This window comes from Chryseobacterium arachidis (genome assembly GCF_900129245.1).
Classification (GTDB): Bacteria; Bacteroidota; Bacteroidia; order Flavobacteriales; family Weeksellaceae; genus Chryseobacterium; species Chryseobacterium arachidis.
The window spans coordinates 149189-170345 of the sequence record NZ_FQUT01000005.1 but is presented as its reverse complement, the minus strand read 5'-3'; the positions used below and the strand labels follow the sequence as shown (position 1 = coordinate 170345).

Here is a 21157-nt window from a genome sequence, read left to right as displayed (position 1 = left end):
TCAATTCTGACAGTCAAATGATAAGTAAGTTTTAGTTATTCATTAATAAAAAACTCTAGAAAGCCGATCAGTTGTTTTCCGCCGTGGCTCCATCGGATTCCGTGACCTTCTTTTTCTCTGACTTCGAAAACCAGTTCGTGTTTGTAATGAAAGAACACATTCCACCAGGTTTTATGATCCAAAATGTAATTAATTTTCTCCATCACGACTCGCTGTTTCTGTTGATTATTACCTTTTACTTCTCCCCAAAACGGATCGTCTAGCCTTCCAACGTGTTTTTCCCAAGCTCTTTGAGCGGTGGTAATTTCATGATTAAAAGGTTTTTCACAGGCTTCAATAAGCAAACTTTTTAAGGGTGGAATCGCATTTTCATCACGAAGACTTGCTGAAGTCAAACGTTGTCCCAAAATATTCAGCCAATATTCAAAAGGAATTGCCTCTAATTGTTTTGCTTTCACCTCGTCAGAATTTTGAGTTTCGAGAATATTGATAAATATATTAAAACTTTCAGGACGATCTATTTTAACCTCTTCATTAAAGAAAGGACAATCCCAATCTAAAGTCTGATCTTTAAATCTCTGAATATTATCATCTAAACTTTTAAGATGTTCTTCCGCTAAAATGGCCTGATATTTTTCTTTCCATTCGTCAGAAAATAACGGGATTAACTTTTCAAAATTCATTATTAAAACATTTTGATAAGATTAGCGGAAAGATTTTCCTCTTTCATCAAATATCCAACCAGATTAAACCAGTTTTTACAATGATCCAAAATCCAGGCATCAGAGGAAACGACGATTTCAGCATTTTCAGCTAAGAACTTGTCAGGATTAAACTCCGAGTCAACATCCCAGTTGAGGTTATTTTCTTCAGCAAAATCCTGAATAATCTGCCTGATTCTTCCGCTATTGGAAACAGGTTTGTCGAAAATCCATATTATTTTTTCTACCTGAGATTTTTGAAAAAATTCAGCGATTAGTTCTATCACTTTTTGAGTCTGATTGACTCTTTTATACGTTCCGAAAACACCCGAAAGATCACGGAAGCAGCCATCCAAACCTTCAAAAATATAAGCTTCCGAAAGTAGGCTTTCCAATAAAATCAAAACATTAAAACCATCGAGATAAATTATTTTATTTTTTAAATCTGAAATTTCAAGTTCCTTAGATTTTCTGTTCTGAATCTGAAGGTCCGAAGCCGAAGCACCACGCAACGCCTGAATTTGTCGGGTTTTTAAACGATAATGATTTCCTACTAAATCTGAAGAAGCTTTTTCCGCATAATTCCTGCTCAACAAATACTGCATATCCTGAACAGCTAATTTCAGTTTGTCGATCTGTTTTTCTGTGCCAAATATTGCATCGTCACCTGTATTTTTGCCTCGGTTTCTGTTGTTCATGTCCAAATGTAGAAGTTATTTTTCGGTGTAAGTGTAATAATTTGCATCAGAATTGAAAATAACCATAGTATTATCTTTTACTCCATACGCAGCATTATCACTGATAAAATCGAAGTTTTCGGGTAAAATTTCCCCGTCAATTTTTAAGAGATTGTATTGGTTATCTTTTTTAAATGTGCCAATGACTTTTGTCTGATAAGCCGGAGTAATACATTCGAATGGACTTGAAAGAATTAAATTCAGTTTATTATTTTCATAAGTATAATAATTCCACTTATTGTTTTCATACAACATGAAATAATTTCCTAAGAACTTGGCTTTTTCATATTTTATTTTGAGGATCTCGGTTCCATTGGAAAGATACAGTCCGTATTTATTATTCTTTTTTAAAATCAGTAAACTTCGATTGGAATTACCTTTATAAATTAAATTCTGATTTGGAATAATAGAATCCATTTCTGTTTTAAAAACTGGACCTTTCTCTACTTCAATCAAATTGTATTTTCCAGACTTGCTTTTTGATATAAAATAATTAGGACCTGCCGGCTCAGCACAATAAATAGAATGTTCCTGTAAAATTCCGGATCTTAGATCATACATAATGCTATTATCAAACACTGCATATTTTTCATAGGATGTTAATCTTATTGGATAAGTGGTAACCGAATAAAAAATGAATCTTCCGTTTCGATCAATTAATCCCCATCGACCTTTATATTTTACAACAGCCGTTTTTCCTACAAACGGATAAGCTATTTCAAACCCGTAAGGAAATATTCTATTTTTCGTTTTATTATCACAAAAATAAAAATCACCATCCTTGTCATAATTATTGGCCCCATACTGGTATGAATTACTAACAAAAACAGAATCATTATCTATTCTAGAAACAAAATTATCTAATACATAAAAATCAATTTTGTCTTTAAACTTAGAAAGCTGATCCTGAGAAAAAAGGGTTCCCGAAAAGAATAGTACAATTAAAAAAGTAGATAATGTTTTCACTTGCGATTTCATGGTATAAAAAACATGTTTAGAAATTACAAAACTATTTAAATAAACCATATAAAAACCGGAATTGTTTTTCAGGAGCATTTTTCGGGGAAATAAAATTGCTTTCTCATCCTGTTTTTTTCAAAATTATCTTAAAAATAAAATCAAATAAAATCGATCAACATCTTATTAAATAAAGAAATAGACACACCCTTATCATACAAAATAAGATATTATAAAATTTTCATTGCATATTACATAAAATTGTTACATTTAGAAACTTTCAAAGATTAACAAAATATCAATTTTAATTAATAATTAGCATTAAAGATTTATGATGTCTATAGGTTTCAAAAGGCATAAGTTTTTTTGCCTTACAATTCAGAAAATCTCAAATTTGAAATGCAATCGATTACACAAAAAAATTTAAAATAAATATACAATGGCTATCACAATTGGTAATAAGGAATACTTTAAAGGTATTGGGAAAATTGAATTTGAAGGAAGAGAGTCTGATAATCCTTTGGCATTTAAATTTTATGACGAAAAAAGAGTTGTCCGCGGAAAAACAATGAAAGAATATTTCAAGTTTGCGACAGCTTACTGGCATACATTCTGCGCAACAGGAGGAGATCCTTTCGGAGCTGGAACACAGCAATTCGACTGGTTAGCTGCTTCTGATGCCAAACAAAGAGCAACAGAAAAAATGGATGCCGCTTTTGAGTTTTTCACAAAATTAGGGGTTCCATATTACTGTTTCCACGATTATGATTTGATTGATGAAGCCGATAGTTTCGTGGAATCAACAAAAAGATTAGAATTCATCACAGATTATGCAAAAGAAAAGCAGACTGCTTCGGGGGTAAAATTACTTTGGGGGACTTCCAACTGTTTCTCCAACCCAAGGTTCATGAACGGTGCGGCTACCAATCCTTCTTTCGATGTTTTAGCTTACGCAGGAGGTCAGGTAAAAAATGCGCTGGATGCAACCATTAAGTTAGGCGGAGAAAATTACGTTTTCTGGGGTGGCCGCGAAGGTTATATGTCTTTACTGAACACCGATATGAAACGTGAGCAGGAGCACATGGCGAAATTTTTACATTTAGCTAAAGATTACGCCCGTTCTCAAGGCTTTACAGGAACCTTCTTCATCGAGCCCAAACCGATGGAACCTACTAAGCACCAATACGATTTTGATGCAGCAACGTGTCTTAATTTCCTTCGTCAGTACGATCTTTTAGGAGATTTTAAATTGAATCTTGAAGTAAACCACGCTACTTTGGCTCAGCATACTTTTGAACATGAACTTCAGGTTGCTGCTGATAATAATGTGTTGGGAAGTATCGATGCAAACCGTGGAGATTATCAGAATGGCTGGGATACAGATCAGTTCCCGGTTGATTTATACGAAATGACTCAGGCCATGCTGGTGATTATTCAGGCCGGAGGATTCCAGGGTGGAGGTGTGAATTTTGACGCTAAAATCAGAAGAAACTCTACAGATCTTGAAGATATTTTCATCGCTCACATCAGCGGAATGGACAATTTTGCGAGAGCTTTCCTGGCTGCAGATGCTATTTTAGAAAAATCTAAATATTCTGAAATCAGAACCAACAGATATTCTTCTTTCGACAGTGGAAAAGGGAAGGATTTTGAAGACGGAAAACTTTCTTTAGCCGATCTTGCTTCACACGCAGAAAATCTTGGGGAAGTAGGAAGAGAAAGCGGCAAGCAGGAATATTTGGAAAGCTTAATCAATCAGTATTTATAATATTGGTTAAACGCAGAGGCGGCGTAAAGTTTTTAAAATTTACAAACTTTTCAAGTATCCTGGCGCCTTTGCGTAAAACAAAAAATAACAACAATCAAAACTAAATCACACTATGCAAATAATAGATTCTGGACCGAATTATTCCTCAGAGACGAAAGCGGAAATTAATATGACTTACGTCACCGTGCTTACTTTGGTAGCCACTTTAGGCGGACTTTTGTTTGGGTATGATACAGCAGTAATCTCGGGAGCAGAAAAATCGATCCAGGAATATCTGATTATCCCGCTAGGACTAAGTTCTCTGGCACACGGAGCTACTATTTCCAGTGCTTTGATCGGTTGTATTATCGGAGGGGCGGTATCAGGGTATTTCTCTTCCAGACTGGGAAGAAAAAAATCTTTGATGCTGGCGGCTTTCTTGTTTTTTATCAGTGCTTTGGGGGCTGCTTATCCGGAATTTCTCTTCTTTAAACATGGGGAACATTCCATGGGGGTATTGCTGGCTTTTAATTTCTACAGAATTATCGGAGGAATCGGAGTAGGTCTGGCATCCGCCGTTTGCCCGATGTATATCGGTGAGATCGCGCCTGCAGAAGTTCGTGGAAGATTGGTTTCTCTGAATCAGTTCGCCATTATCTTCGGAATGCTGGTGGTGTATTTTGTAAACTGGGGAATTGCAGACGGAAAATCCATCGAATGGATTAATGACATCGGATGGCGTTATATGTTTTTATCATTAACGATTCCTGCTGCATTATTCGGAATTTTGCTGTTTTTTGTTCCTGAAACACCGAGATATTTAACCCTTATAAAAAAAGATGAGGAAGCGCTTAAAATTTTAACCAAAATTAATGGTCAAAACCGTGGCGTAGAGATTTTTAATGAAATCAAAGGAACCGTTGCAGAACATAAAAGTGAAATTTTTGCCTTTGGTAAAACAGTGATCATCATCGGAATACTGCTTTCGGTATTTCAGCAGTTTGTAGGAATCAATGTGGCATTGTATTATGCTCCGAGGATTTTTGAAAGCATGGGCGTTCATAAAGATGCCTCAATGTTTCAGACGGTTGTCATGGGATTGGTGAATGTGATCTTCACAGTGGTAGCAATCTTCACGGTTGACAAATGGGGAAGAAAACCTCTATTAATCGTTGGTTCCATCGGAATGGCGATTGGCATGTTTGCGATTGCTATTTTCTCTTATTTGCAGATTATCGGGATTGCAACTTTGGTTTTTATCATTATTTATACTGCATCTTTCATGATGTCGTGGGGACCGATCTGCTGGGTATTGATTTCGGAGCTTTTCCCGAATAAAATCAGAGGAGCGGCAATTGCTGTGGCTGTTGCTGCGCAATGGGCGGCCAATTATTTAATTTCTTCCACTTATCCGTTTATGATGGAGTTCAGTGGTGCTTTTACTTACGGTTTTTACGGAGTAATGAGCGTTTTATCACTGATTTTTGTCTGGAAAATGGTTCCTGAAACTAAAGGAAAATCTTTGGAGGAAATTGAAAAACTTTGGAAAAAATAAATATTTTTCACATCAATAGTTAGTTAAAGGGCATCGGTTTTTTTCGATGCTCTTTTGTTTTGAGGATAAAATAGCTTTTAAGGGCCTGTTTAAAAATTAACTAAAATTATTTTCCCCGACCCTAAAGGGAATAATTTTGCTTAATTTTTAATGGAATTTTTCGCCCTTTAGGATTGGGGTAAACAAAAAATTCCATTAAAATTTCGATTTGAAATAAAGTTTAAACAGACTCTAAAATCGTTTACATTGAATTTATTATAGGAATATATCTATCTAAATACCGACCTTTGCCCAGAATTTCGAACAAGAATTAATGGAACAATTTGAATTGCCGGTAACCCATAAGGGTAAAGATTACCTTTTCAACGGGCGGCTTGCCACTTTTACGTACGGCTACAAACTTTCTGTGGATATCAACGGCTATGAAGTTATCTTTGAAAGAGATGATGCAGGTGAATTACGGGCACTTCTTCCCGACTCTTCTTCGGAAACGGCTGTGGATAAAGGGCTTATTGAAGCCGTTATCGAGGTGTTTAATGATCTTGAGGTTTTATAATTTTTCTAAATCTGAAAATCTTAAATCCTGTATTTTAGGCAGAGCTTTGATTTGTTTTAGCTGAGTGTTTTTTATATTCTTTTTGTGTGGGCTAAAATCTCTGTCATATTCACTTTTAGTTCCTTTTATTAAATCTATTTCTGTTTCGGAGGTAGTTTCTTTTCCATCCCAAATCACTCTGGATATTTTGATCAATTCAAAATTATTTTGCTTCAGCCTGAATTCGTAACTGCTTTTCCGATTATTAATGTCAGTAAGCATTTTTAAATTACCATCCTCAATAAAAAAAGCAGGAATCGGATTACCATTGTGCTCCCCTTTTTTATCAACCGGATATTGACTCTCAATGATTTTTGTAGAAGAAACTACTAATTTAAGCTTCTTATCGGGTTGGGACAGGAATATCTGTAATCTCAGGGGTCTGGTTTCGTCATCTACATCCATTTCCACCATTATTTTATCATCCTGTTTATCATTATTTAAATCTCCAACTTCTTTTTGTACCTGAAATGTATAATTGTCTTTATGAACAATCTTTTGCGAATACAAATCTGCCTCAGCAGACAGAAGAAATAAAATAATGTACAGCATCAATTTTTTCATATTGTATTTTGTTGTTTGATAAAACTTTGACATCAGAATATTTCTAATACTAATTATAAAAAATGACTATCTATTATCCATAAATAAGATTAACATCCCAAATACAACTGCTATAAAAATATATAACAATGCAGCTATCAAAGCAAGACAACCCGCAATCCACTTTCTTTTATAAAATTGAACAATAGAAAACAAGATCAGTCATATAAGGGAAATCATGTTTACAGTAGATATTAATTGGTCATTCGTAACAACACCATTAAATTGAAGAAAATAAAAAGTAAAAAAATCCAACAGGAAAATACCATTTTTCGAAAAACACCTTCCTTATAAAATCAGAAATGTCTGATTTATTGACTTTTTTGACATTATTAAATAATTTATTTTCTTTGCTTAGCTTTTATTTCTTCCAACTGTTTTTTAATATCCTCCGGAAACCATGGCAAAACAGGATATTGTTTATACTGCACTTCGTCAAGATTTAGAAACGCTTCGAATAGTTTGGTATTTCTTCTGTAATAATGAGATTATTTTTTTCAAAGCTACAAACATCAATAAACCTAAAATGTAACCACTTAAAACTCCACAAAATATTCCAATAATTATGGAAATATTAGTATCCCACCATTCTTTAACAGAATTAACAAACCAAAAAAAGATTATAGCTATAATGGTGCAGCCTACCATTGAAACTCCCAAGAAAAACGTTTTGAAACCTTTACTAATAGATTTCTGTTGAATACCTATCAAAACAGAGGTTGATAAAATACCTGCTGTTATAAGCCCAATTAGCAACAAAATAAATAGTAAACATAAGACTACACCAACAATTACTACGATAGCAAAAAAAATGACTCCCATAATTAATAGGACAACAAAAAAATCATCATCATTTTTGAAAGAATCAATAATATATGATAAAAAAGACTAATGAAGTTAATATGATTTATCATCCTTTTAGCTGGTGTTTATTTCCCTTGTTTAGCTTTTACTTCTTCCAGCTGTTTTTTAATATCCTCCGGAAACCATGGCAAAACAGGATTTTGTTTATATTGTTCATAGATCTCATCTGGGTTCAGAAACGTTTCAGGGAGGTTGAGTTTTTTGAGTTCAGCTTTGAGTTCTTGCTCTGAATTAAATTTAGATAATGAGACCTCTTTGACACCTTTTTTAATGTCAATAATGAACCAAAAAGCTGGAACAATTATTTTACGATTGTCAAAATCTCGAGTCTCTTCAACTTTATGACCATAAATGTAATTATTTGTTAAATTAAAATCATTAATTGGACTTACACTAATTTCATCAAATTTATTAAATCCAGTCGAAAGTTGCCACACATAATCACCTTGCAATCTTATTAATTGAAATGGCTTAATTAAAGGGATAACGGAATAATCCCAACCTTCAATAGACCAATAAAAATTATCTATTTGAGCATCTTCATAAGATCTTTCCGGAAATAATTTTTCTTTCATTTTTTCAGTTTTTCGGCAACCGAATAAAGCTGCCATTATTATAATTAATAAAAATATTTTTTTCATAATTTTTTATTGTGTATCACGAATCCACTTTAAACGATCTTGCTCTAATTTTTCTTTCATTTTTTTCATACCTTCTTCAATTATTTTGTCGCCATTGGCTTTCCATTCAATATCTTTTTTAGAGTATTGATTAATCCAATTTCCTCTTACTTTCATTAAATCATTTCCTCCTGCAATATCATGATATAAAAAACCTGATATAATGCTTACCACATCATACTCAATACTCCTTGAGCCATCTTCAGATGCTCGTAAATCGAAAGTATCTTGAAATTTATGTTGAATTCTCACATTCCCACTTTTCTCTACAACAACCAGAGTTATTACACCTATACTTCTTAATAACCAAGTTAATTCATTTGCTGCAACTTTCCATGTATCCCTGTATTTTACACTGAATGGATGTTTAAATTGATCTAACATATTTCCTTTTGCTCTTTTACCTCCGAGTTGTATTCCTCTTAATGGAAGATCGATAATTTCAAAAAACTCTTTTCCAAATTTTGGATGATGTACAATTTTTTTTGCAATTTCCTTTTCATATTCAACAAATTGAGGATCTTCATTAATCATTTTAATCAATCTCTGGCTTTTGCTAATATCTACCTCACCACTTTGCAGCATAGAATAAATTCCCGCTTCAAAAAGATTATCTATGTTTCCATCTGTAAAACCAATAGCTTTAGCTAAACTTTACCTTGCACCATGTGCCCAACCAGATCCTTCATATTCTTTATTTCCTTTCCACCACTCTAAAATATTAGAATACCAGTGTTCTGTAATTTTTAGTTCTTCTTTAGCTTGGTCGATCCATTTTTTTATTCCTGCAGTATTGGCGATGTTGGTCTTTATCATCCTACTTTTACCCACACCTTCAACAAATGCTTTTTCTTCTTTACGTTTTTGTTTAATATCTGTAGTCGTTGAATAGTCTATCCTGTAAAATAAATCTTTACCCGTATCCTTTATTCTGTCCCAAATGGTTTGATCCTGATATTGATCCCAATCCGAAAGCACACCTTGATTAAACATCAAACCTACAGGAGCAAAATGGGCCTGTAATTCCATATTATGTACTTTTTCGAACGCTACCAAGGCATTAAGCCTAAGACGGTACAGTTCACTTTTCATATACAATTCTTTTTTGGCTCCTTCCGCTTTTGAAATTGCCTGATCTAAAATCGTATGAAACCAATCCGGCAAAACTTTGCTTATTACAGGAATTTTGTATTTGGCTGCTGCATATTTTTTAGATGGATTCGCTTTAATATAGTCTCGGTAAGTTGTATACTGATGATAAATTTTCCAATAAGATTTTACGCATTCTCTAAATGTAGGTGCATTTTCATTGATACTTCCATCAGGGTTGAAAGATTTGTCTAAAAGGCGTTTTGGGAAATGATAACCCTCTTCAGAGAAAAACGCTTCGCTATTACTTGCTCCTGCATAAAATCCCCAACTTTCAATATAGAGATTATCTTTTTCACTGCAGGCATTTTTCACATTAGGGATGTCCCCCATTCGGGTTACAAATAAAGCCCTATCGTTTGGAAATGTAAATTGTACGGATCTGTCGATGAGACCACCCCAAGAATTATTTCCAAGAAGCTCATTCATTTTTTCGTAAATTCCCTGATTCTGATATAATTTCTCTTTAGTAAATATATCCCCAATCCACTCCAACACCCATTCTTTAATAAAATCTTCGAAATAATATTTCTTAAACTGATCATAGTCTGCCCCATAAAGACCTTGCGGTTGGTGAGTGCCTAAAAATAATATGTTAATAGGTATTTCGTCCCATCCCATTTCATGTGCGTAATAAATAATTCCAATAGCTACCCCTGCTGCAATTGCCGCTCCCTGACTATGCCCCACTACTGTTACAGGTTTATACTGTGGTGAATAACTAAGGGCTCCGGGATTTTTTTCTTTTACATCTTCAATTACTGATTTCTCTTTTATATTCCATTTTCTTTGCGCCCAGGAATATCCTTGTGCAATTCCGTGCTCGACGCGATGCGCCCCTGAAGACTGAAGACCATGCGAACCATTAATAAAATGTGCATTTCCCAATGCATGAAAATATTCTTTAAACACCTGAGAATATCGTTTCTTGGTAACATTATCGTACCCTTCCCAGTATCCTTCAAATTTTTCTTTTGCCGCAAAAATCCAACGATAATTCTCTGTAGTTTCATAGTTTGGATCACTATATAATGTCCCACCACCCCGGCGGTTATCCATTTCTAACTCATCATTTGTATAAATGTCAACATCATCTGTCAGTTTTTTCTCGTTCATATTTACCCCTCGCAAAGGATTCTGAGTGATATCATCTGGTACTTTATCCATTATAACATTAAGGTATGAACCCGGATTTTTTTTAGGACTACTCAGATAGCCATTACAAAAAATTACATCACCATTTAAAATGGGTTCCTGAAAATTAAGCATAGGAGCTTTTGGTGGTTCTCCGTTTACGCCGTACCATACACCATCTTTCCCGGTTTGTATTACCTTAGAACCAATATTTTCAATATTATCATTAGAGTACCTTCTATAATTTCCGCCGATAATTTTTGTAATATTTCCTTTAACAATTCTTACTCTGCTCATGGATAAAAATTTTAGAAGTTATTACTTTTCTCTCCACTGTTATTTTGAACAACTTTTTCAGAATGCTGCTCATGAGTACCCATACTGTGCGTTACTATTTTGCCCTCACTTACTTCATTTCTTTCTTTTTTGGTCTCACTATGTACATCCCCTTCAATAAACTCTGTCAGTTTTCCGCTAATCATCATACTTGCATCACCAATCACCGAAGTCATCTTCATCGCTCCTACACTCTCTGAGCTATTCATGGTAATACTTTCAGTTTTATTCATTCCTACGATATTACTTTGGTCGGCTCCCACAGAAGTATTCATATTTTTTCCTACATTAATATCTAAATTTTCACCCACATTAAAAGTCATATTTTTTGGAGCCGTTATCGTAATATTTCCTTTTCCGTCCATGAAGTAAGTATTTCCGCTGGGATCTAAAATGGTCACACTTTTCTCATCATCATTCATTAAAACCCTAATTCCGCTTTTGGTTTGGATAGACCGCATGTGATTGTTGATCCCACCGCCAAGTCCCACACCTCCATGAAACATTCCGCCCATGACAAACGGCCGGTCCGGATGATTGTGTACAAAATTCACCATCACCTGATCTCCAACTTCGGGAATCGCCACATAACCTCTGTTTTGAGTGATCTGATCCGTCCCTCCTGCATCAGGACTCATCATTCTGATAAAATGAGTAGTATCATGGGTCTGCCAATCGAATCTTACCTGAACTCTTCCCTGCCCTTCAGGGTCAGTATTTGAAATGACGGTTGCCATCTGAGGTTGCGCAATGGGCATTGTAAATTCGGGTTTAGGCAAATAGCCGGTATCAGAAGCAATTCCGCTAAAACTTCCGGTATAATGTCCTATCGTATCAATTTCATGGGTGGTTTCGGTAACCATAATTTTTGTAAAATACGAGGTTTCGTTGGTATCAATCTTTCGCATTTCAACATCTACAGAACATCCCGGATGTAAAAAAGGAATGGTTGTAGAACCAGAAAGAGTAAAGACATTCATCGCTTCACTTCCTGAGGCACTTTTTTGTGAATACTCAACATCCAAATGAGTGGTTGCCTTGATCGGTGCTACTCTTAAAGAAGGTGTTTTGTAGATGCTGTCATTGTGCTGATAAGCAATTTTTGCCAGATCTCCCACATGCTGAATAGGTGTAAGATCTGCAGTCAATTTTTCATTTTTACTGCTGTTGTAGCCGTAAAACTGAGGCTTGATATGAGTCGCTTTTAATGCAACTTTAATATTATTGACACTGCTTCCATATACTAATTTAATAGGAGTATTAGCAGGGGGAAGCTTCCCGAAATGCAAAACTTCACCATCATAATAGAACTGCTCGCCATACGCTTCGGCCATTCTCGCCAGATAATTATAGTGGGTCTCGTCATACTGACTGCTGTAAATAATCTGGGAATGATCGTTCGTATCAATCCTGATATCAAAATTGCTTTTATCTAAACCTTGTTTAATGACTTCTTCGGCAATGATTCCCATATTCACGGCCTGATTTCCCCCAAAACTTTGAACATGCGGAGCTCCGTCTAACAAGATAGTCGGACTGTAACCCGAAAGAACAATATCTCCCAGACTCATTTTTTCCTGACTGAATCCTACTCCGGTAATGACGCCAACAAAAGTACGCTCAGGGCTGTTTTCAATATCTTTATACGAAATGACAACTGTTAATCTTTTTTCCTAAAAATTTATTAGCTTCCTCTAAAGTATGGGTTTGCCGTTCACCTAATGTATCATGAGCTAAAGTGAGTATAAATTCGTGATGTTTTTGGGTACTTTGGGTCAGTTTGAAATGCTTGTAATATTTAATTACTTTTCCCTCGACAACCAAAGATAGCTTAACTAAACGGTTGATCCCGTGGTGCTGACTGTCGGAAACAGCCAATGCATTCTGGAAAGGCCGAAATATTAACCCTTCCGATTTTTCGAAACTTTTCATATAAGTGTGCTTTTTGTGTTTGGAATATAAATGTATAAAATATTATTCAACATCAAGGGATTTAGACAAATAAATCTTATGTGCAAAATAATATTGATGATTTTTTGATACTAAACTATTACAGCTACAGAATCAAAACACTCATTTTGTGAAAAAAGACTGCCCCTAAAGACAGTCTTCTTTGTATATAATAATACTGAAAAGATAATTCAATATTAGCTTGTAGGCCAAATACCCTCGTAAGCAGAATTACCATAATTGATTTTTTCTGCGCTAACAACAAAGCTGATTAGCATTGAGTTTTCATCTACTGCGTCGAAGTCTACCTCATGCTGGATTACATAACCGTTTTCCCAGTTTAAAGTAATCAAAGTACCTTCTTCGTGAGATTTGTTGAAAGTAACTTCACCTGTAGTCGGTTTGTATTTTCCGTTCAGTAATGTCTCAAGGATATCAGATTTTTCCGTAGCCTCAATGGTTAATTTAATGATTGCATTGGAAGGATCAGATGCTACTCTACCCGATACATCCGTAGATCTTGATACGCTGTAGTTCAGCTTTAATAATTTCTGCCCTTCGCCGCCGTTGAATTTTAAGATTCCTCTTGAATTTAATGCCATGATACGTAAATTTTAATTCGTTAATATTTGTTGATTTTTGTTTTCCAAAGATAAAACGAGAGAAAATAATTCTCAAAATTTTCTGATAACTTTTTACAAATTTGTAGTAATTCTACGATTTAGTGTCGTAAAATTACGATTCAACTTCATTCAGCTGTCATTTCTATAAAATTTACAAATAATTAATAAAAATATGATTTTGGAGTTTCCCGTTTGCTTAATTTGATTAAATTTACATCTATCCCGAAAAGGATTGCTGAAGGGAAATTAATGTTATTCCAGAGATACCTATGACAAAAAAAAATGCCACTATTTATGATATTTCAAAAAAGCTGAACGTAAGTGTGGCGACCGTTTCCAGAGCACTGAACAATCATCCGAGAATCAGCCAGGCAACCAAAGAACTTGTGGTAAAAACAGCAAAAGAAATGAACTACAAGCAGAATAACCTTGCCAAAGCGCTTAAAAGTGGGGAAACTAAAAACGTCGGAATCATTGTTCCTTTCGTTAATACCAATTTCTTTTCATCCGTCATTCGCGGCATAGAGGAAGAACTCTCTCCGCACGGCTACCATGTCATCATCTGCCAGAGCCACGAAGATGTACAGATTGAAAAGAAGCATCTGAGTACATTATTAAATGCTCAGGTAGACGGAATTTTCATGTCAGTTTCCAAAACCACACTGAATACAGATCATATTCAGCACATTCTTGATACAACCAATACCCCCATTATCTTTTTCGACCGTAAAAAGGATATCAAGGGAATCAGTACGGTAACGATAGATGATTACCAGGGCGGATATATTGCAACAGAACATTTAATTAAAGAAGGGTACAAAAACATTTGTCATTTTTCCGGCGATCTGAACCTTGAAATTTATCAGAACCGTTTAAACGGCTATAAACAAGCACTTCTTGATTATAATTTACCGCTAAAAGATGATAATATCATTACAACAGGAAGTTCGATCGATGCAGGAATTGAAGCCATTAAAACCCTTTGGAATCAAAAATCTGTTCCCGATGCTATTTTTTCTTCCAGTGATTTTGCAGCGTTGGGTGCCTGCCAGGAACTGAAAAAGCGCAAAATAAAAGTTCCTGAGCAAGTAGCTGTAATCGGTTTCTCAAACGAACCTTTTACCCAATTCATGGAGCTTCCGATCAGTTCTGTAGACCAGACTCCCGTCACGATGGGTAAAATGGCAGGACAGGTATTTTTGGAAGGTGTAAAAGAGAATGGTTCAGGAGTGTCTACCGAGAAAAAGGTAGTTTTGGCCCCGCAAATCTATATCCGAAAGTCTTCAAAGCGAAAACAGCTTTAAGTTTAAAAAATCAAATTGATCATCAATAAAAAATACGTAAAGAATTGTTTTTTTGCGGATTTTACTTTTTAGAAAATAAAGATATAGCAAAAATACTCTTGTTTTTGAATGTAAGATTAGAAGTACAATTTAATGATACTGTTGTAAGCCAAAATTTTATGAACGGTTGGACAGAACATGATGATGAAGATTTTGTTCAAAAAGAGACTGCGCAAACAACAGCAAAAAAGATCAGTGAAGATTAGTCAAAAAAAGATCATGAAAATGCAGATCCAATACATCCAAAACTCTGGAAAAAAAGTATTTCAAATAACGTCTCACTATACATGATTACGTTTTATCATTCCGAACACCGAAAAAATTTTGATACTTTTTATTTGGTAAAAAAGACAGAAATCATAAAAATCAATGACATTACATGGGCAGATGTAGACAACAGAAACAGGATTATTGCGACCAAAGAAGGCAAATTATATGCTTCTAAAATCTCTGGCGACGGTTCTGTTGATTATATCAATCTGCAAGCTGTACACGATTTAAATTCTCAAACCCCTAAGCGAATTTTGACTCCTTTGGAAATGAAAAGTTGGGATTAGCATAGCAACAACTACTCACAATTAATGTTCTTCAATGTCATAGATTTGTAATTGTGATGTATTCATGAAAAGTACTCCATACAGATTACTTTTGTTTAATATTTAATAAATAACAATATTTAGTACATTTGAAATATGGAAAAGAAACATTTAACAGACGAAGAGTTTAAAAAACTTGTAATAGAAATTGCTATAAAAATTTCACCCATTTTAGTAGAGAAAAAACCCGATTCATGGTCAGCTGCCGATAATATAGCAATCTATGCAAAAGATATCGCCGAAGCAGTAAGAAGTATCTTAATTGATCCCAGCGGTAAAAGTTTGTAAGTAAGAATTAAAAGTCTGTGTAACTATCAATAAAATAAAAATACTCTACTGATATCACCGATTTAAAAAAATTCAATTATTATTCCCCATGTATTGAATTTTTTTCTACCTTAGTTTTTCCCAAAATAAAAACACACGATTTTATATAAATAAGTATTAACCTTTAAAATCAAAAATGATGGGATTAACAAATTTGAACTCCACCCATTTGAGCAGTGCAAAGATCACTGCCGCACAGGATGCCATCGCGGCATTGGAAACAGCGCTTGCTGAAATCGCTATTAACCTTTCACCTGAAGACCGTAAACGCTACGGAAGCATCAATGAGCAAAACAAGCTCTTCGTGAACAAAGTCTACGACTACAACCAGAGTCAGGCTAATCTGAGCTCACCCGAAGTAGACTGGGCAGAATTCAACAAAGACCACAGCTCACGAAACAGCATGGAAACCATGATCAGCAGACTCGAAAGCCTGATTACGAGAATGAATAATGCCAAAACGCTGCATGATTACGACAATTATCAGTCGGCATTGATGGATTATTCGTACACCACTTATAAAGCGGGAACTTCAGCACCGGGATTTGAAAATAAATACAAAGATCTGAAGCAGTTTTTTGTAAAAAATTCCACTTCTACGCTCCCGCCTGAAGAGAAAAAGTAAAACAGCAATACACAAATTACCCCTCCCCATTCTACGGAGGGGTATTTTTATAGCTTCTTCCTCTCTTTCAGTTGTTGATATACCTTTTCTAATGATAAGTTCACGTTCTTTAATCATCCAAAGAAGTTTGCTACAGGTCCGGGCACGTCATTCAATCACCCGAAGACGTTCTTTAATCGTCTGATGAGGTTTTTTACCATTCAGTATACGTCAGGGAAAGGCCTGGAGCGGTCTTTTACCCATCTGGAACCCTTTTTAACCTATCGGGATAGGCTACATAACGTATCTGAAGACATATATCACCCCGTCGGAGACATCAATAACCCCACTGGACATGTGATGAACGTGTCGGGATAGGTTAGGCAACGTATCGTGACCTGTGCAGAACGTATTCTGATGGGTGTTGCATGTATCGGGAGAGGTTGGAAACGTCAAATTTGGGGTTGGGAACGTGGCAGGATGGGTTTTTGCTGGCGAAAGCGTCTCGCTTGTGACCGCTTTCAGATCATTTTAAAATACATATCATTGATAATCGTTAAATGTCACAAATTTGTATTACATGAATAGTTTTTTATAATTTTAAACTAAAAATGATTTATAGTGAACAACAATCTTAACCAATACATAGATAAAATTATTTTTTTGAGTGATGAGCAAAAAATGAATTTAACACTTATTTTCGGGAGGTAAAAATCTAGAAAACCAATTCATTGTTCAACTAGACAAACGATGTCGCGGATTTACAATCCGTGACTTTCTACAATATACGATATCCTAAGCACGGATTACAAATCCGCGCTATCGAATTACAAATATCGAATTACAAACCCGAGCTATAGAATCTAAAAGAAAAATATTTTGTACATTTAAACAAAAACACAAATGTCTACGAAATACAAAGCATTAGATATTGATCAGGCTTACTTTATCACAATTACTACGGTAGGATGGATTGATGTATTTACCAGATTATCACAAAAAATGGTAATTATAGATTCATTAAAATACTGTCAGGCACAAAAAAATCTTTCTATTTTTGCATACTGTTTAATGTCAAATCACCTGCATATTTTCTGCAGAGCAGATGGAAAATATACGTTATCTGAAATCATGCGTGACTTTAAGAAATTTACTTCGAAAAAAATTATTGAAACCATACAATCTGAACCTGACAGCCGAAAAGAATGGATGTTGGATTATTTTAAAAAATCCTGCGAACATTTATCTCGGGAACAAAAATTCAAAGTTTGGCAAGATGGATATCATGCCGAGGAAGTTTTTTCAAACAAATGGATTAAAGAAAAAATAAATTACATTCATCAAAATCCTGTGAAACAGAAAATAGTGACAGAACCTGAGCATTATTACTTCAGTAGTGCACGAAATTATGCAGACTTCGATAATCCTTTGGATATTTTTGTGGTTTTTATGGGATAAATCATTGATATGGATGGCAAAACTGCAGTATTAAGTTGTAGTCACGGATTGAGTAAATGAAGACTATAAAAAAGACCAAAGCCATCTGAAATAATTTCAGTTCTAAAAAATCTATAATAAAATCACCCAAAAGGCTGTCTAGAAAAGACAGTCTTTTATTCTATAAATCTTAGTTTGAAATTAAATATTACTATCAAATCCGAGCTACCGCACAAAAAGAAAATGCTCCCTACCGAAGCAAAGAGCATTTTCATGCCTAATATTTAATATAATTACCCTCAAAATTAAAAGAGATACCTTGCATCTACTGATTAAAGTATTCCCTTTTTTGTTGTGATGAGCATGATGCCAGCACTACTAATGAGGTAATAAATACTGAATCAGGAATCTCATTAGCAACCAGCAGGAATTGGCAATATTAGTTCAAATCCACATACTCTAACATTAGTTGCACCTTCAGGAACATCTGATCCATAATAAAAAGTAGGTATTTCAGTACCTCCCATAACATCACCTTCTTTATTATAACAATATGTAATATTTGCACAGGCATACATATAGTCAGGTGCTTTATATATTCCACCTTGTACAGATTTTAATTGTTCTCTCGAAATTTTCTTTAAATTTTTCATTAAATAATATTTTTTTTCCTACTCTTTGATAAGCTTTTCGGATTCCGCTTTAATTAATCCTAATTTAGTGATTTTTACAATACAAATGATTTCTTTTAAAACTTTTTATTAATCAGAAAAGTAAACATCTCTAAGTATGAATAGATGTCATGGATTTGCAATCTATAGTTTTTTAAAATACATAATAAACGAATGGAAATAAACAATATTCCGCTTTCCCTTTACCAATTAAAGTCAAAAAAAGAAAATGCTCACCACCAAAGCGAGGAGCATTTTCAACCTTAATATTTAATCTAATTCATCATTAAAAGAAGATACATATCTTAGTCATTATTTTTATAAACATTCATCACTATTTAAATCTTGTAAAACGATGCGAACTATATGTACACTTCTCATGCTGAGCATTTTCAGTCAAACATTTGCTCAGTCAACCCGACTTTATAAAGGCACCATCAATAATACTTTTAAAATAACTTTGTATTTACAAGGTTTAGACGAAGGTACACACGCAGATCCGATTATTGGCAGTTATAAATATGACAGTATGAAAGATTATATTTTGCTAAACGGCTACAGGAATAATGATGGAAATATAAGTCTGGTAGAAATGTCGTCTGCAAATTTCACGGGAACTTTTTTAGGAACAATTGACAAACAAAGAATCGTTGGCAAATGGGTCAGTGCAGATCAAAAAAAGACTTATGTTTTTGATTTAAAAGAAATTGCTCTTAGTAGAGAACAATTAAATAATTTCCAAAAAGCAATCAAAGATAAAGCTGATGAATTTAGAAATTATTAAAAAGTAATTTTTGGCTAAAGCTCATCCCTATTGATATAAGTATTTATGAAAAACACTTGTGATCTTTGTGTTTAAGATCTAAAAAGAAAATGCTCCCCACCGCAGCAAGAAGCATTTTCAACCCTAATATTTAATATAATTAACCCATTACAAAGAGACCCCTCGTCTCCATGGAATGAAATCATTCTGATTGAGTAGGTCGGCTTTGGTTTTTACCTCGCCGCTGGCTACTTTAATGATGTATTCTAACAACTCATCTGCTGCTTCGGGAATCGTTTTATCTCCGCTGATGACCGTTCCTGCATTAAAATCAATAATATCCGGCATTTTCTCTGCCAAAACCGTATTCGAAGAAATCTTTACCACCGGAGAAATAGGATTTCCCATCGGAGTTCCCAAACCTGTCGTGAAAAGAACCACTGTTGCTCCAGAACCTACCAAAGCGGTTGTACATTCGGCATCATTTCCGGGAGTACACAGAAGATTCAGACCTGGTTTTGTAGCATATTCTGTAAAATCAAGAACTTCTACAATCGGGGCTGCACCACCTTTTTTGGCTGCTCCAGCGGATTTCATGGCATCGGTAATTAAACCGTCTTTGATGTTTCCTGGAGACGGATTCATATCAAAACCTGATCCTGCTGCCACGACAGATTTTTCAAAATCTTTCATCAATTGAAGGAATTTTACGCCATCTTCATCATTGATGCAACGGTTCACCAACTCCTGTTCTACTCCACACAATTCAGGGAATTCGGCAAGCATGGTTTTTCCGCCAACTGCCGCCATAATATCAGAAACTTCACCCAAAACAGGGTTCGCAGAAATTCCTGAGAAACCGTCTGAACCACCACATTCCAAACCAATGTTCAGTTTTGTGATGGGCGCAGGTTTTCTTTCAATATTATTAGCCTGCTTAATGCCTTCATAAGAATCTTTGATAACGCCGGTCAGCATTTCGTCGATCGTTCCCGATTTTTGCTGTTCATAAACGACGATTGGTTTTTTGTTATTCGGAGCCAAAGCGTGAAGTGCATCCATAAAAATCTGCACCTGAAGATTCTGGCAACCTAAACTTAAAACCGTTGCTCCTGCAACATTTGGGTTGTTCACATAGCCTGCAAACAGTCTTCCCAATGCTTCGGCGTCCTGACGAATTCCACCACAACCACCCTGGTGCGTGATGAATCTTACGTCGATATTTTTAAATATTCTCGTATCTTCTTCTTTTTCTTCTTCAACAACATCAGTAGCTCCGCCATTTAATAATGATCTTAACAACAATTGATGTTTGCTGGCTTTATCGTGAAGTAATTCTTTTTCAAAAATATCTTTCAGCGTTTCGATATTCTTGTTTTCGCAGAATACCAAAGGAAAGAACAGCCAAACGTTTTCTGTTCCCACTTGTCCGTCTTCACGGTGATATCCGTTGAAAGTACGGTCTTTCCATTTATCAACATTCGGTGGAGTCCAGCCTAAAGTTTCAGTTTTACCTTCTACTTTTGCACTTTGGTGTTTTACATTTTCAGTTGTAATGACTTCACCTTTTTTGATGGATTGGTTTGCTTTTCCAACGATTACGCCATACATGATAATATGGTCGCCATCCTCAAAATCTACGGCAGCAAACTTATGTTTAGCCTTAATGTCTTTTACAACCGTATAATCTGCACCGTCAAGATGTACCGATTCTCCGGCAGGCAAATCCAACAGCGCTACGATAACGTTGTCTTTAGGATTTACTTTCAGTACTTTCTTTTGCAT

Annotated in this window: 21 protein-coding genes and 1 pseudogene; 10 read left to right on the top strand and 12 right to left on the bottom strand. The window is 35.0% G+C overall.

The features are described from left to right. Window positions 1-35 precede the first annotated feature (35 nt). Genes BUA89_RS11500 through BUA89_RS11490 form a run of 3 tightly spaced genes read right to left on the bottom strand, consistent with a single transcriptional unit; the run spans window position 36 to window position 2416 of the window. Complete coding sequence (locus BUA89_RS11500) at window positions 36-683, bottom strand: hypothetical protein (protein ID WP_072957637.1); 648 nt, start codon at window positions 681-683, stop codon at window positions 36-38. A gap of 2 nt (window positions 684-685) precedes the next feature. Then, a complete protein-coding gene (locus tag BUA89_RS11495; protein ID WP_072957634.1) occupies window positions 686-1399 on the bottom strand; it encodes a DUF434 domain-containing protein in 714 nt (237 codons plus the stop codon). A gap of 15 nt (window positions 1400-1414) precedes the next feature. Continuing rightward, complete coding sequence (locus tag BUA89_RS11490) at window positions 1415-2416, bottom strand: hypothetical protein (protein WP_143152333.1); 1002 nt, start codon at window positions 2414-2416, stop codon at window positions 1415-1417. 418 nt (window positions 2417-2834) lie between these two features. Between BUA89_RS11490 and xylA the strand changes: the two genes are divergently transcribed. The 3 genes from xylA (at window position 2835) to BUA89_RS11475 (ending at window position 6253) form a co-directional block, all read left to right on the top strand. After that, window positions 2835-4163, top strand: a complete 1329-nt coding sequence (gene xylA / locus BUA89_RS11485; RefSeq protein WP_072957627.1) for a xylose isomerase — start codon at window positions 2835-2837, stop codon at window positions 4161-4163. 112 nt (window positions 4164-4275) lie between these two features. After that, a complete protein-coding gene (gene xylE / locus BUA89_RS11480) occupies window positions 4276-5697 on the top strand; it encodes a D-xylose transporter XylE (RefSeq protein WP_072957624.1) in 1422 nt (473 codons plus the stop codon). A gap of 313 nt (window positions 5698-6010) precedes the next feature. Next, window positions 6011-6253, top strand: coding sequence for a hypothetical protein (locus BUA89_RS11475; RefSeq protein WP_072957621.1), 243 nt, complete (start codon window positions 6011-6013; stop codon window positions 6251-6253). Here the strand turns inward: BUA89_RS11475 and BUA89_RS11470 are convergent. From BUA89_RS11470 to tssD, 7 genes and pseudogenes are all read right to left on the bottom strand, one after another. Further along, entirely contained in the window at window positions 6248-6889 is a 642-nt protein-coding gene (locus BUA89_RS11470; protein WP_072957618.1) for a hypothetical protein, read from the bottom strand. The genes BUA89_RS11475 and BUA89_RS11470 overlap by 6 nt on opposite strands. A 441-nt stretch (window positions 6890-7330) precedes the next feature. Then, window positions 7331-7717, bottom strand: coding sequence for a hypothetical protein (locus tag BUA89_RS11465; protein WP_072957614.1), 387 nt, complete (start codon window positions 7715-7717; stop codon window positions 7331-7333). A 107-nt stretch (window positions 7718-7824) separates the two neighbouring features. After that, the gene (locus BUA89_RS11460; RefSeq protein ID WP_072957611.1) at window positions 7825-8400 is read right to left on the bottom strand and encodes a hypothetical protein; all 576 of its coding nucleotides are present in this window, start codon (window positions 8398-8400) and stop codon (window positions 7825-7827) included. Between the two features lie 6 nt (window positions 8401-8406). Next, the gene (locus BUA89_RS11455) at window positions 8407-8973 is read right to left on the bottom strand and encodes a hypothetical protein (protein ID WP_143152332.1); all 567 of its coding nucleotides are present in this window, start codon (window positions 8971-8973) and stop codon (window positions 8407-8409) included. 120 nt (window positions 8974-9093) lie between these two features. Beyond that, window positions 9094-11019, bottom strand: coding sequence for a hypothetical protein (locus tag BUA89_RS11450; RefSeq protein ID WP_072957603.1), 1926 nt, complete (start codon window positions 11017-11019; stop codon window positions 9094-9096). Between the two features lie 11 nt (window positions 11020-11030). Further along, window positions 11031-12990, bottom strand: a pseudogene (locus tag BUA89_RS11445) (type VI secretion system Vgr family protein). 215 nt (window positions 12991-13205) lie between these two features. Next, the gene (tssD, locus tag BUA89_RS11440; protein WP_072957600.1) at window positions 13206-13610 is read right to left on the bottom strand and encodes a type VI secretion system tube protein TssD; all 405 of its coding nucleotides are present in this window, start codon (window positions 13608-13610) and stop codon (window positions 13206-13208) included. Between the two features lie 290 nt (window positions 13611-13900). Between tssD and BUA89_RS11435 the strand changes: the two genes are divergently transcribed. The 6 genes from BUA89_RS11435 (at window position 13901) to BUA89_RS11415 (ending at window position 17959) form a co-directional block, all read left to right on the top strand. Further along, window positions 13901-14935 carry a LacI family DNA-binding transcriptional regulator gene (locus BUA89_RS11435; RefSeq protein WP_072957597.1) on the top strand — a complete coding sequence of 345 codons (1035 nt, stop codon included), beginning with the start codon at window positions 13901-13903 and terminating at the stop codon, window positions 14933-14935. 44 nt (window positions 14936-14979) lie between these two features. Further along, on the top strand, window positions 14980-15180 hold the full coding sequence (locus tag BUA89_RS22960; protein ID WP_143152330.1) for a hypothetical protein: 201 nt from the start codon (window positions 14980-14982) through the stop codon (window positions 15178-15180). Between the two features lie 81 nt (window positions 15181-15261). Beyond that, window positions 15262-15531: a hypothetical protein gene (locus BUA89_RS11430; protein WP_072957593.1), complete on the top strand. Its 270-nt coding sequence runs from the start codon at window positions 15262-15264 to the stop codon at window positions 15529-15531. Window positions 15532-15666: 135 nt separating this feature from the next. Next, entirely contained in the window at window positions 15667-15858 is a 192-nt protein-coding gene (locus tag BUA89_RS11425; RefSeq protein WP_072957590.1) for a hypothetical protein, read from the top strand. Window positions 15859-16036: 178 nt separating this feature from the next. Then, entirely contained in the window at window positions 16037-16522 is a 486-nt protein-coding gene (locus BUA89_RS11420; RefSeq protein WP_072957587.1) for a hypothetical protein, read from the top strand. Window positions 16523-17404: 882 nt separating this feature from the next. Continuing rightward, complete coding sequence (locus BUA89_RS11415) at window positions 17405-17959, top strand: REP-associated tyrosine transposase (protein WP_072957583.1); 555 nt, start codon at window positions 17405-17407, stop codon at window positions 17957-17959. 392 nt (window positions 17960-18351) lie between these two features. Here the strand turns inward: BUA89_RS11415 and BUA89_RS11410 are convergent, their stop codons facing one another. Next, the gene (locus tag BUA89_RS11410; protein WP_072957580.1) at window positions 18352-18591 is read right to left on the bottom strand and encodes a bacteriocin-like protein; all 240 of its coding nucleotides are present in this window, start codon (window positions 18589-18591) and stop codon (window positions 18352-18354) included. Between the two features lie 373 nt (window positions 18592-18964). On the opposite strand from BUA89_RS11410, the gene BUA89_RS11405 reads away from it, so the two are divergent. After that, a complete protein-coding gene (locus tag BUA89_RS11405) occupies window positions 18965-19393 on the top strand; it encodes a hypothetical protein (protein ID WP_143152329.1) in 429 nt (142 codons plus the stop codon). 147 nt (window positions 19394-19540) lie between these two features. Here BUA89_RS11405 and BUA89_RS11400 read toward each other — a convergent pair whose 3' ends face one another. Next, window positions 19541-21157, bottom strand: coding sequence for a UxaA family hydrolase (locus BUA89_RS11400; protein WP_072957573.1), 1617 nt, complete (start codon window positions 21155-21157; stop codon window positions 19541-19543).

Bases quoted from the DNA above. Each gene is read 5' to 3' on its own strand.
- tssD (WP_072957600.1), bottom strand. From the start codon at position 13,610: ATGGCATTAAATTCAAGAGGAATCTTAAAATTCAACGGCGGCGAAGGG.
- BUA89_RS11405 (WP_143152329.1), top strand. From the start codon at position 18,965: ATGCGAACTATATGTACACTTCTCATGCTGAGCATTTTCAGTCAAACA.
- BUA89_RS11455 (WP_143152332.1), bottom strand. From the start codon at position 8,973: ATGATTAATGAAGATCCTCAATTTGTTGAATATGAAAAGGAAATTGCA.
- BUA89_RS11500 (WP_072957637.1), bottom strand. From the start codon at position 683: ATGAATTTTGAAAAGTTAATCCCGTTATTTTCTGACGAATGGAAAGAA.
- xylE (WP_072957624.1), top strand. From the start codon at position 4,276: ATGCAAATAATAGATTCTGGACCGAATTATTCCTCAGAGACGAAAGCG.
- BUA89_RS11465 (WP_072957614.1), bottom strand. From the start codon at position 7,717: ATGGGAGTCATTTTTTTTGCTATCGTAGTAATTGTTGGTGTAGTCTTA.
- BUA89_RS11450 (WP_072957603.1), bottom strand. From the start codon at position 11,019: ATGAGCAGAGTAAGAATTGTTAAAGGAAATATTACAAAAATTATCGGC.
- BUA89_RS11425 (WP_072957590.1), top strand. From the start codon at position 15,667: ATGGAAAAGAAACATTTAACAGACGAAGAGTTTAAAAAACTTGTAATA.
- BUA89_RS11470 (WP_072957618.1), bottom strand. From the start codon at position 6,889: ATGTCAAAGTTTTATCAAACAACAAAATACAATATGAAAAAATTGATG.
- BUA89_RS11410 (WP_072957580.1), bottom strand. From the start codon at position 18,591: ATGAAAAATTTAAAGAAAATTTCGAGAGAACAATTAAAATCTGTACAA.
- BUA89_RS11430 (WP_072957593.1), top strand. From the start codon at position 15,262: ATGATTACGTTTTATCATTCCGAACACCGAAAAAATTTTGATACTTTT.
- BUA89_RS11435 (WP_072957597.1), top strand. From the start codon at position 13,901: ATGACAAAAAAAAATGCCACTATTTATGATATTTCAAAAAAGCTGAAC.
- BUA89_RS11460 (WP_072957611.1), bottom strand. From the start codon at position 8,400: ATGAAAAAAATATTTTTATTAATTATAATAATGGCAGCTTTATTCGGT.
- BUA89_RS11400 (WP_072957573.1), bottom strand. From the start codon at position 21,157: ATGCAAAAGAAAGTACTGAAAGTAAATCCTAAAGACAACGTTATCGTA.
- BUA89_RS11420 (WP_072957587.1), top strand. From the start codon at position 16,037: ATGGGATTAACAAATTTGAACTCCACCCATTTGAGCAGTGCAAAGATC.
- xylA (WP_072957627.1), top strand. From the start codon at position 2,835: ATGGCTATCACAATTGGTAATAAGGAATACTTTAAAGGTATTGGGAAA.
- BUA89_RS11490 (WP_143152333.1), bottom strand. From the start codon at position 2,416: ATGAAATCGCAAGTGAAAACATTATCTACTTTTTTAATTGTACTATTC.
- BUA89_RS11475 (WP_072957621.1), top strand. From the start codon at position 6,011: ATGGAACAATTTGAATTGCCGGTAACCCATAAGGGTAAAGATTACCTT.
- BUA89_RS11415 (WP_072957583.1), top strand. From the start codon at position 17,405: ATGTCTACGAAATACAAAGCATTAGATATTGATCAGGCTTACTTTATC.
- BUA89_RS11495 (WP_072957634.1), bottom strand. From the start codon at position 1,399: ATGAACAACAGAAACCGAGGCAAAAATACAGGTGACGATGCAATATTT.